The 10,312-nt window shown below is 63.0% G+C and carries 9 protein-coding genes; 7 read left to right on the top strand and 2 right to left on the bottom strand.

Annotation, left to right across the window (positions count from 1 at the left end; translation table 11 throughout):
* Positions 1-149: 149 nt before the first annotated feature.
* A complete protein-coding gene (msrB, locus tag VFL64_RS20540; RefSeq protein WP_027693513.1) occupies positions 150-551 on the bottom strand; it encodes a peptide-methionine (R)-S-oxide reductase MsrB in 402 nt (133 codons plus the stop codon).
* On the bottom strand, positions 548-2,065 hold the full coding sequence (locus VFL64_RS20545) for a protein adenylyltransferase SelO (RefSeq protein WP_489542242.1): 1,518 nt from the start codon (positions 2,063-2,065) through the stop codon (positions 548-550). The genes msrB and VFL64_RS20545 overlap by 4 nt, the downstream gene beginning before the upstream one ends.
* Before the next feature lie 120 nt (positions 2,066-2,185).
* Here VFL64_RS20545 and VFL64_RS20550 point away from each other — a divergent pair, with 120 nt between their 5' ends.
* From VFL64_RS20550 to VFL64_RS20580, 7 genes are all read left to right on the top strand, one after another.
* A complete protein-coding gene (locus tag VFL64_RS20550; RefSeq protein WP_489542243.1) occupies positions 2,186-3,832 on the top strand; it encodes a 3-(methylthio)propionyl-CoA ligase in 1,647 nt (548 codons plus the stop codon).
* A 126-nt stretch (positions 3,833-3,958) separates the two neighbouring features.
* Entirely contained in the window at positions 3,959-5,206 is a 1,248-nt protein-coding gene (locus tag VFL64_RS20555; RefSeq protein ID WP_489542244.1) for a branched-chain amino acid ABC transporter substrate-binding protein, read from the top strand.
* 327 nt (positions 5,207-5,533) lie between these two features.
* The gene (locus VFL64_RS20560; protein ID WP_489542245.1) at positions 5,534-6,481 is read left to right on the top strand and encodes a branched-chain amino acid ABC transporter permease; all 948 of its coding nucleotides are present in this window, start codon (positions 5,534-5,536) and stop codon (positions 6,479-6,481) included.
* Between the two features lie 2 nt (positions 6,482-6,483).
* The gene (locus VFL64_RS20565) at positions 6,484-7,779 is read left to right on the top strand and encodes a branched-chain amino acid ABC transporter permease (protein WP_489542246.1); all 1,296 of its coding nucleotides are present in this window, start codon (positions 6,484-6,486) and stop codon (positions 7,777-7,779) included.
* A complete protein-coding gene (locus VFL64_RS20570; protein WP_489542247.1) occupies positions 7,776-8,573 on the top strand; it encodes an ABC transporter ATP-binding protein in 798 nt (265 codons plus the stop codon). The genes VFL64_RS20565 and VFL64_RS20570 overlap by 4 nt, the downstream gene beginning before the upstream one ends.
* Before the next feature lie 89 nt (positions 8,574-8,662).
* On the top strand, positions 8,663-9,358 hold the full coding sequence (locus VFL64_RS20575) for an ABC transporter ATP-binding protein (RefSeq protein WP_489542249.1): 696 nt from the start codon (positions 8,663-8,665) through the stop codon (positions 9,356-9,358).
* 152 nt (positions 9,359-9,510) lie between these two features.
* On the top strand, positions 9,511-10,312 hold an 802-nt coding region (locus VFL64_RS20580; protein WP_489542248.1), incomplete at its 3' end, for an enoyl-CoA hydratase/isomerase family protein.

Here is a 10,312-nt window from a genome sequence, read left to right on the forward strand (position 1 = left end):
CGGTTCCCACCACGCCGCCCGACACCAGGAAGCCGAGGTGATTGCTGGCAAAGGACGCGGCCCACTCCTTGTTGGCGTCGGCGAACTTGAAGGTGCCGAAGAAGAGCAGCAGCGGCAGGAAGTCGAGGAGGAATTTCATCACGGGCGAATCAGGGAACGGGCTTGAAGTCTATCGCCGCCGAGTTGATGCAGAAGCGCTCACCGGTGGGCTCAGGCCCGTCCTCGAACACGTGACCCAGGTGCGAGCCGCAGTTGTTGCAGCGCACCTCCACCCGCACCATGCCGTGGCTCTTGTCGACCACGCGCTCGATGACTTCGCTGTTGATCGGCTCCCAGTAGCTGGGCCAGCCGCAGCCGGCGTCGAACTTGGTGTCTGACTTGAACAGCGGCGTGCCGCAGCCGATGCAGTTGTACTGGCCATCCTTGAAGTGGTCCCAGTACTTGCCGGTGAAGGCGCGCTCGGTGGCGGCGTGACGCGCTACTTCGTATTGCATCGGGTCGAGTTGCGCGCGCCACTCGGCATCGGACTTTTCAACCTTGTATTTGCTCATGATGAACAAGACACCTCAATCGATTGCGCCCATTCGGGCGGGAAGTCGGCATACGCCGAATGCTCGGGCTGTTCGTCGTAAGGCTGCTCCAGAACTTTCAGCAGCCGCTGCGTTTCATTGAAGTCACCCTGCTGCGCCTGCCGGATGGCCGTTTCGGCCAGGTGGTTGCGCAGCACGTACTTGGGGTTGACCCGGTTCATCCTCAAGGCGCGCTCCGCGTCGATGCTGCCTTCGGCCCGCAGGCGCGCGGCGTAGGGCAGGGCCCAGGCGTCGAAGGCGTCGCGGTCGATGAACATGTCGCGCACGGCATCGTTGGTGACACCCATGGCGGTGCTGAACTGCGCCAGCCGGCGGAAGGTGATGCTGAAGTCGCTCTTGTCGGCGGCCATGCGTTTGAGCAGGCCGTCGATGAGTTGCCGGTCGTCGTCCTGCACGGTGGCCAGGCCGAGCTTGGCGCGCATCATCTCCTCGAGTGTTCGCGGGAAGTCGGTCTTGTAGACCTCGAGTGCTTCCAGCGCCTCTTCACTCGCGGCCTCATCGCCTTCACCGATCAGCGGCAGCAGCGCCTGCGCCAGGGCATGCAGGTTCCAGAAGGCCACGTTGGGTTGCCGCGCGTAGGCGTAGCGGCCCTGGTGATCGGAATGGTTGCAGACGTGCCCCGGGTCGAAAGCGTCGAGAAAGCCGAAAGGCCCGTAGTCGATGGTCAGGCCGAGGATCGACATGTTGTCGGTGTTCATCACACCGTGGCAAAAGCCGACAGCCTGCCAGTGCGCCATCAACTCGGCCGTCTTGCGCGACACCGCGGCCAGCAGGGCGGTGTAGGGCTGTGGCATTTCGAGACACTGCGGGTAGTGGGCAGCGATCACGAAGTCGGCCAGCTGCTTCAGCGCCTGTGTGTGCTGTGCCGTGTGGGTGAAGTGCTCGAAGTGGCCAAAGCGGATGAAGCTCGGCGCCACGCGCGTGGCGATGGCCGCCGTCTCGATGGTCTCGCGCCGCACCGGCAGGGCCGAGCCGGTGACGCACAGCGAGCGTGTCGTCGGCACACCCAGGCCGGCCATGGCCTCGGAGCAGAGGAACTCGCGGATCGACGAACGCAGCACGGCGCGGCCGTCGCCCATGCGCGAATAGGGTGTGAGCCCGGCCCCCTTGAGCTGAATCTCCATCGGGCCCTGAGGTGTGTCGACCTCGCCCAGCCAGTGCGCGCGGCCGTCGCCCAATTGGCCGGCCCAGACACCGAACTGGTGGCCGCTGTAGACGCTCGCCAACGACTGCATGCCGGCGCCGAGTGCGTTGCCGCTGAAGACCTGCAGGCGAAAGTCGTCGTCGCCCGGCTGCCGTGTATCGGCCAGGCCCAGCAGCTGCGCGCAGGCGGGACTCCAGGCCACCCAATGTGGGTCCGGCAGACCTTGCGGGGGCAGGGGGGTGAAGAAGGTTTCGCCGAGCGATGCGAAGCGATTGGGCCAGTGATTTCCCAGCACGGCGGGCGCGCTCACGTCGTCGAGTACAGCATGCATCCAGGCAGTTTAGCGAGCAGGCGGTTTCTCGATTTCCCTAGGGGTAAACAGCAGGAATTCAGCGGGGTTAGGCCTTCCTATCATCGACGCGTCGAATGCTTGGAAACTGGAGAAGAAAGAATGTCACGCCTGCTGGGCCAGATGATGGAAATGCCGCTGATGATCTCCTCGCTCATCACGCATGCGGCACGCCATTCCGCCGACACCGAGATCGTCTCGAAGAGAACCGAAGGCGATATTCACCGCTACACCTACAAGGATTGCGAGTTGCGTGCGCGCAAGTTGGCACAGGCCCTGGCCAAGCTGGGTTGCCAGCCCGGTGATCGGGTGGGCACCTTGGCCTGGAATGGCTACCGCCACCTTGAGATCTACTACGGCAGCTCGGGTTCGGGCCTCGTCTGCCACACCATCAACCCGCGGCTCTTCCCGGAGCAGATCGTCTGGATCGCCGAAGACGCGAAGGACCGCGTGCTGTGCTTCGACCTGACCTTCCTGCCGCTGGTCGAGAAGATCGCGCCCCTGCTCAAGAGCGTGCAGCACTTCGTGCTGATGACCGACCGCGCCCACATGCCGGCCAGCACCACGCTCGGCAAGCTGCTGTGCTACGACGAACTGGTCGAGGCCGAGAACGGCGACTATGCCTGGCCCGAGTTCGACGAGAGCACCGCTTCGAGCATCTGCTACACCTCGGGCACCACGGGCAACCCGAAGGGCGCGGTGTACAGCCATCGCTCGACCCTGCTGCACGCCTATGCCAGCGCCTTGCCCGACTCGCTCGGCTGCTCGGCCAAGGATGTGATCCTGCCGGTGGTACCCATGTTCCACGTCAACGCGTGGGGCCTGCCGTACTCGGGCCCACTGGTGGGTGCCAAGCTGGTAATGCCCGGCCCGCACCTTGATGGCAAGTCGCTCTACGAGCTGTTCGAGAGCGAGAAGGTCACCTTCAGCGCCGGTGTGCCCACCGTCTGGCTGGGACTCATCAACCACGTGATGCAGAACAAGCTGAAGTTCAGCACCTTCAGACGCACCGTGATCGGTGGTTCGGCCTGCCCACCATCGATGCTGCGCACGCTGCAAGACGAACTGGGCGTCGAGGTCATCCACGCCTGGGGCATGACGGAGATGTCGCCGCTGGGCACGCTGGCTCGGCTCAAGGGCAAGCATGTCGACCTCCCCAAGGAGGCAAAGGAGCGTCTGCAGTTCACTCAGGGCCGCGTGGTCTATGGCGTTGACATGCTGATCCTGGACGATGACAACAAGCCCCTGCCATGGGACGGCAAGGCCTCGGGCAACCTGGTGGTGCGCGGGCCTTGGGTCATCAAGAGCTACTTCCAGCGTGCCGAGTCACCGCTGGTCAAGGTGGACGGGCTGGAGTGGTTCCCGACCGGCGACGTGGCCACCATCGACGCCGATGGCTACATGCAGATCACCGACCGCAGCAAGGACGTGATCAAGTCCGGCGGCGAATGGATCAGCTCCATCGATCTCGAGAACATCGCCATGGCCCACCCGGCCGTGCACGAGGCCGCGGCCATCGCCTGCCGTCACCCCAAGTGGGATGAGCGGCCGCTGCTGGTGGTTGTGAAAAAGCCCGGCGCCGAGCTCACACGCGAAGAGCTGCTGGCCTTTTTCGAGGGCCGCATCGCCAAGTGGCAGATCCCGGACGACGTGGCCTTCGTTAGCGAAATCCCTCATACGGCCACCGGCAAGATCCAGAAACTAAAGCTGCGCGAGTCCTTCAAAGACCATCGCCTGCCCGCGGTCTGATGTAGCAGTTCTGCAATGCAGATCGGAATGCACCGCCGTGCAATTCCGGGTATTCCTTGAATCTGTCGAGGGAAATCTTCGGTTAAGGTCACACGGTTTGATTTTCGTACCCAAGGAGAGAAGTAGATGAAGTTCCGCAAAAACATGATCGGCTTGGCAGGCGTTGCTGCACTGGCCTTGAGCGCTGGTTCGGTGTTCGCGCAGGCCGGCGAAACGGTCAAGATCGCTTTCATCGACCCGCTGTCTGGCCCCATGGCCAGCATCGGCACACCCATCCTGCACACCTTCCAGTTCATCGCCGAGAAAGAAAGCGGCAAGGGCAGCCCCGCCGGCGTGAAGTACGAGATGGTGCCCTTCGACAACAAGGCGTCTCCGCAGGAAACCTTGAGCGTGCTGAAGGCAGTCATCGACCAGGGCATTCGCTACGTCGCCCAGGGCAATGGCTCGGGTGCTGCCGCCGCTCTGATCGACGCCATCAACAAGCACAACGAGCGCAACCCCGGCAAGGAACTGATCTACCTGAACTACGCTGCGGTGGATCCTGACCTGACCAACAGCAAGTGCAGCTACTGGCACTTCCGCTTCGATGCCGACACGTCCATGAAGATGGAGGCCATGACCTCCTACATGAAGGACGACGCGTCGATCAAGAAGGTCTACATCATTGGCCAGAACTACGCCCACGGCCACCAAGTTGCCAAGTACGCGAAGGAAACCCTGGCCCGCAAGCGCCCCGACGTGCAGGTTGTCGGCGAAGACCTGCACCCCATCGGCCAGGTCAAGGACTTCGCGCCTTACGTGGCCAAGATCAAGCAGGCCGGCGCAGACACCGTGATCACCGGCAACTGGGGCCCCGACATGTCCCTGCTGTTCAAGGCCGCCAAGGATGCCGGCTTGAACGTCAACTGGTACACCTACTACGCAGGCGCCTCCGGTGGCCCGGCTGCGCTGGGTGACTACGGCCTGGGCAAGGTGCGTTACGTTTACGTGTCGTACACGAACATGCCGGGCGAAGCACGCACGATCCTGGAGCAGTACGAAGCCAAGTACAAGGGCGAGGACTACAGCACGGCCACCATCCCGCACCTCTTCAAGACCCTGAACGCCTCGATCGCCAAGGCCAAGTCCACCGATCCGGTGAAGGTTGCCAAGGCCATGGAAGGCATTTCGGTCAAGAGCTTCTCGGGCGAAATCACCATGCGCGCCTCGGATCACCAGCTGCAGCAGCCGCTCTTCCTGGCGACCTGGCAGAAGGCCGACAAGAAGAACCCGCTGGTTCGCGAAGGCACGGCCAACACCTGGGTGTCTGAAAAGACGTTCGAGCCCTACGTGTCGAGCACCCCGACGACCTGCCAGATGAAGCGTCCCACCTGACCCTTCCGGTTCGCGTGAGGGCTCAGGCTTTCACGCCGTGGATCAGGGTTTCTGAGCCAAGAGGCAAGCCTTTGCGGGCTTGCCTCTTTTGTGCGTTGCGGCCGGGAAGTCCCTAGCGCCCGGTGTCACCTAGATGATTTACGTTGCGCATGGCCGCAAGGCAGCATCCGGCGACATCTTTACCCCGTTGTTTCTCGCGTTGAGCGCCGTGCGAGTCCGCTCACGGAAGCGCTCTCTGCGGCGCTGCTTTTCCGCCTGTGGTGCCATGCCTCCTGGTCAGGGGTGGCGCATTCGGGTCCCTCTCTTTTTCATGTATCAAAGGACGCGATGGAGTTCTTCACCATATCGCTGCTGAACGGCCTCAGCTACGGGCTGTTGCTGTTCATGCTGAGTTCGGGTCTCACACTGATCTTCAGCATGATGGGCGTGCTCAACTTCGCGCATGCCAGCTTCTACATGCTGGGCGCATATTTCGCCTACACCACCGCGAAGTACGTCGGCTACTGGCCGGCCCTTCTGATCGCTCCGCTGGTCACTGGGCTGGTCGGTGCATTGTTCGAGCGCTTCTTCCTGCGCCAGGTGCACAAGTTCGGCCACGTGGCCGAGTTGCTCATCACCTTTGGACTCTCCTTTGTCCTGCTCGAATTGGTGCAGCTGACGTGGGGGCGCCTGTCGGTGGACTACAAGGTTCCGGCGGCGCTCGACGGCCCGCTGTTTACGCTGTACGGCACGCAGTTCCCGATGTACCGCGGCTTCATGATGCTGGTGGCCTTGGTGATGCTGGTGTCGATCTGGGTGTTGCTGGCCAAGACCCGCATCGGGCTCATCATTCAATCGGCGCTCACGCACCCCGAGATGGCTGAGGCGCTGGGTCACAACGTCCCGCGCGTGTTCATGCTCGTGTTCGGCGGCGGTGCTGCGCTGGCCGGGCTGGCAGGGGTGATCGGCGGCAACGCATACGTCACCGAGCCGGGCATGGCCGCGGCCGTCGGCCCGATCATCTTCGTGGTCGTCGTGGTCGGTGGGTTCGGCTCCCTGGCTGGAGCGTTTGCCGCGTCCATCCTGATCGGCGTACTGCAGACATTTGCCGTGGCCATGGACCAATCGATGGCCTCGGCGCTGCAACAACTGAGCGTCAACGTCACCCCTGAAACCTTTGGCTATGCCCTGTTGAAGCTGAAAATTTCCCAGATCGCTCCCATCCTGCCCTACGCGTTGCTGGTGCTGATGCTGATCTTCCGCCCGAAGGGCCTCATGGGCACGCGCGAGGGTTGATGATGAGCAACGCCACCTACTTCCAATTCAAACCCTTCAATGTCGGCCGTCTGGTCGTCTGGGGTGGTTTCGCTCTGCTGCTGATCCTGGCGCCGCTGATCTTCACGAGCAGCCTCGCGCTGACCGTGCTCTCGCAGATGGGCTACATGATCATCATCTGCCTGAGCTACAACCTCCTTCTGGGACAGGGCGGCATGCTCAGCTTCGGGCATGCGGTGTATACCGGGCTGGGTGCTTTCCTGGCGATCCACGCGCTCAACCTCGTTGGGGCCGGCAAGTTGCCGATTCCCGTGAGCTTGGTGCCAGTGGTTGGCGGCCTGGCCGGTGCGGCTGTGGCTGCGCTGCTGGGTTGGGTCACCACCAAGAAGGCTGCCAACACCTTCGCCATGATCACGCTCGGTGTGGGCGAACTGGTGTTCGCCATGTCGCTGATGTTCCCCGAGTTCTTCGGGGGCGAAGGCGGCATCAGCGCCAACCGGGTGGCTGGAAAGCCGCTGTTCGGCATCACCTTCGGGCCGCAGATCCAGGTGTACTACCTGATCGCCGTGTACTGCTTCATCTGCACGGGCCTGATGTTCATGCTGACGCGCACGCCGCTCGGCCGCATGCTCAACGCGGTGCGCGACAACCCGGAGCGTGTGGAGTTCGTGGGCTACAACACGCAGGTGGTGCGCTACATCGCCTTCATCATTGCCGGGTTCTTTGCCGGCATCGGCGGTGGCTTGACGGCGCTCAACTTCGAGATCGTCACGGCCGAGTCGGTCAGTGCGGCGCGTTCAGGCGGGTATCTCCTGTTCACCTTCCTTGGGGGCGCGCTGTTCTTCTTCGGCCCGATCATCGGCGCCATCCTGTCGGTGCTCGCCTTCGTGCTGCTGTCTGAACTCACGAAAGCCTGGTTGCTCTACCTGGGTGTGATCTTTCTGATCATGGTCATGTTCGCGCCGGGTGGCATCTCCAGCCTGGTCATGATGAACCTGCGCGTGGCGGCCTTCGGCAAGCTGCGCCGGCTGTTGCTGAGCTATATCGGCCTCGCGCTGACGACAGCCGTGTGGCTGGCCGGCATTTCGGCCGTCATCGAAATGGTCTATCACATGCAGTTCGAAGCCGGCACGGGTGACGAGGTGCGTTTCCTGGGCCGCATGTTGAATGTCCAGGATCTCAACACCTGGCTGGCGGCGTTCGGTGTCTTCGTGGTGGGTCTCGGTCTCTTCGAGTTGGTGAGGCGGCGCTTCAAGTACCAATGGAGCGGCATCCAAGAAGAAATCCAGAAAGAAATCCATCGCAGAGGTAGCGTATGAGCCAGGGCTCGAGTACAGGCAAGGGCGGATGGGCGGTCGAACTCGACGACGTCCGCAAGAGTTTCGGCAAGACCGAGATCATTCGCGGCGCGAAGCTGCAGGTGAAAGAGGGTGAGCGCGTGGCCATCATCGGCCCCAACGGTGCGGGCAAGTCCACGCTGTTCAACCTGATCAGCGGGCGCTTTGCTCCCACCAGCGGCCAGATCCGCCTGCACGGCGAGCGCATCGACGGCATGCGGCCCTTCGACATCAGCCGCAAGGGCTTGGCGCGCAGCTTCCAGGTGTCCAACCTCTTCGGCAAGCTCTCGGTGTTCGAGAACATCCGTTGTGCAGTGCTGTGGTCCTTGGGCTACCGCTACGTGTTCTGGAAGTTCCTGGCCGATCTGCACGATGCCAACGACCGCGCCGAAGAAGTGCTGAAGATGATCAAGCTCGACAAGAAGCGCGACGTGGAAGCCATCAACCTCACGTACGCCGAACAGCGTGCGCTGGAGATCGGCATCACCATCGCCGGCGGTGCCAGCGTGATCCTGCTCGACGAACCCACGGCCGGCATGAGCAAGAGCGAAACCACGCGCTTCATCCAGCTGATCCGCGAGGTGACGGTGGGCAAGACGCTGCTCACGGTGGAGCACGACATGGGCGTGGTGTTCGGCCTGGCCGACAAGATCGCCGTGCTGGTCTACGGTGAAGTGATTGCTTTCGACACCCCCGATGCCGTGCGTGCCAACGCGCGCGTGCAAGAGGCCTACCTCGGCTCTGTCCTGGCCGACCAGCAAGCGGCGGGGCACTGACATGAAGCCCCCACGTTCACTTTGTTCACTGCCCCCCGAGGGGGCGCAGGCCTCCCTTGGGACGGCCCGGCGGAAGTCCTGACATGACAATGCTCAATCTGCAAGACGTCCACGCCTACTACGGCAAGAGCCATGTGCTGCATGGCGTGTCCCTCAACGTGATGCCGGGCGAGATCGTGAGCCTGCTGGGCCGCAATGGCTCGGGCCGCTCGACCACCGCCAAGGCCATCATGGGCCTGGTCGATGCCCAAGGCTCGGTCAAGTGGCGCGATCAGGAGATCCTCGGCAAGAAGGCCTTCCAGATCGCCCACGCCGGCATCGGCTACGTGCCCGAGAACCGCGACATCTTCCCCAAGCTCACCGTGCACCAGAACCTGATGCTGGGCGAGAAGGGCAAGGGCAAGAAGCCGCGCTGGTCGTTCGACGACATGTACCAGATGTTCCCGCGGCTGAAGGAGCGCCAGCACACCGAGGCCGGCGTGCTCTCGGGCGGCGAGCAGCAGATGCTCACGCTGTGCCGCACGCTGATGGGCGACCCCGATCTGATCATGATCGACGAGCCCACCGAAGGCCTCGCGCCCAAGATCGTGGAGCTGGTGGCCGAGTACCTGAAGGAACTCAAGCGCCGCGGTGTCTCGGTGCTGCTGGTGGAGCAGAAGCTCACCATCGCGCTGGAGATCTCGGAGCGCTGCTACGTGATGGGCCACGGCCAGGTTGTGTTCGAAGGAACGCCGGCACAGCTACGTGCCAACGCTGACATTCGCAAGGAGTGGCTGGAGGTCTAACATCTCCCGCTGAGCCGCAAGCCGGCACTGTCTCTGATGGGACAGGGGCCGGCTTTTTTGCTTTCTAGAATCTGGTTTTCAGAAGCGAACGGTCGTTCGTTTCTTGCCGTCTTTCCGTCGTCCTTCTTGTCGATCTACCCGAGGTCCACGCCATGAGTGCCAACTACGAACTGCGCGGCAACATCGCCGTCATCACGCTCGACAACCCGCCGGTCAACGGCCTTGGCCACGCGACACGGTTGGGCATCACCCAAGGGCTGGACAAGGCCCAGGCCGACAAGAACGTGAAGGCCATCGTGATCACCGGTGCCGGCAAGGCCTTCTCGGGCGGCGCCGACATCAAGGAGTTCGGTTCGCCCAAGGCGATGACCGAGCCCAATTTGCTGAGCGTGATCGCCGCGGTCGAGGCCAGCAGCAAGCCGGTGATCGCGGCCATCCACAGCGTGTGCATGGGCGGTGGGCTGGAGTTGGCGTTGGGCTGCCACTACCGACTGGTTTCACCGGGCACGCAGGTGGCCCTGCCCGAGGTGAAGCTGGGGCTGATCCCGGGTGCCGGAGGCACGCAGCGCCTGCCTCGCGTGCTGGGTGTGGAAACTGCACTCAACATGATCGTGAGTGGCGAACCTGTGAAGAGCGAAATGCTCGCGGCCTTGCCTGGCCAGAAGCTGTTCGACAAGCTGGTGGATGGTGACCTGATGGCCGCGGCGCTGGCGTTTGCCGCCGAGGTGGCCGACAAGCGCCCGCTGCCGCTGGTGCGCAATCTCAAGGCCCAGCATGACAACCCCGATGCCTACTTCCAGTTCGCGCGCAACACGGTCGGCGCCATGTCGCGCAACTACCCCGCGCCGCTGCAGTGCGTGGAGGCGGTGGCCAACTCGGTCTACAAAAAGTTCGACGAGGGCATGCGCCTCGAGCTGGTGGCCTTCCAGACCCTGATGCTCACGCCCGAAAGCC

It is taken from the genome of Rhizobacter sp., from assembly GCF_035702065.1.
Taxonomy (GTDB): domain Bacteria; phylum Pseudomonadota; class Gammaproteobacteria; order Burkholderiales; family Burkholderiaceae_C; genus Rhizobacter.

Bases quoted from the DNA above. Each gene is read 5' to 3' on its own strand.
- msrB (WP_027693513.1), bottom strand. From the start codon at position 551: ATGAGCAAATACAAGGTTGAAAAGTCCGATGCCGAGTGGCGCGCGCAA.
- VFL64_RS20545 (WP_489542242.1), bottom strand. From the start codon at position 2,065: ATGCATGCTGTACTCGACGACGTGAGCGCGCCCGCCGTGCTGGGAAAT.
- VFL64_RS20550 (WP_489542243.1), top strand. From the start codon at position 2,186: ATGTCACGCCTGCTGGGCCAGATGATGGAAATGCCGCTGATGATCTCC.
- VFL64_RS20555 (WP_489542244.1), top strand. From the start codon at position 3,959: ATGAAGTTCCGCAAAAACATGATCGGCTTGGCAGGCGTTGCTGCACTG.
- VFL64_RS20560 (WP_489542245.1), top strand. From the start codon at position 5,534: ATGGAGTTCTTCACCATATCGCTGCTGAACGGCCTCAGCTACGGGCTG.
- VFL64_RS20565 (WP_489542246.1), top strand. From the start codon at position 6,484: ATGAGCAACGCCACCTACTTCCAATTCAAACCCTTCAATGTCGGCCGT.
- VFL64_RS20570 (WP_489542247.1), top strand. From the start codon at position 7,776: ATGAGCCAGGGCTCGAGTACAGGCAAGGGCGGATGGGCGGTCGAACTC.
- VFL64_RS20575 (WP_489542249.1), top strand. From the start codon at position 8,663: ATGCTCAATCTGCAAGACGTCCACGCCTACTACGGCAAGAGCCATGTG.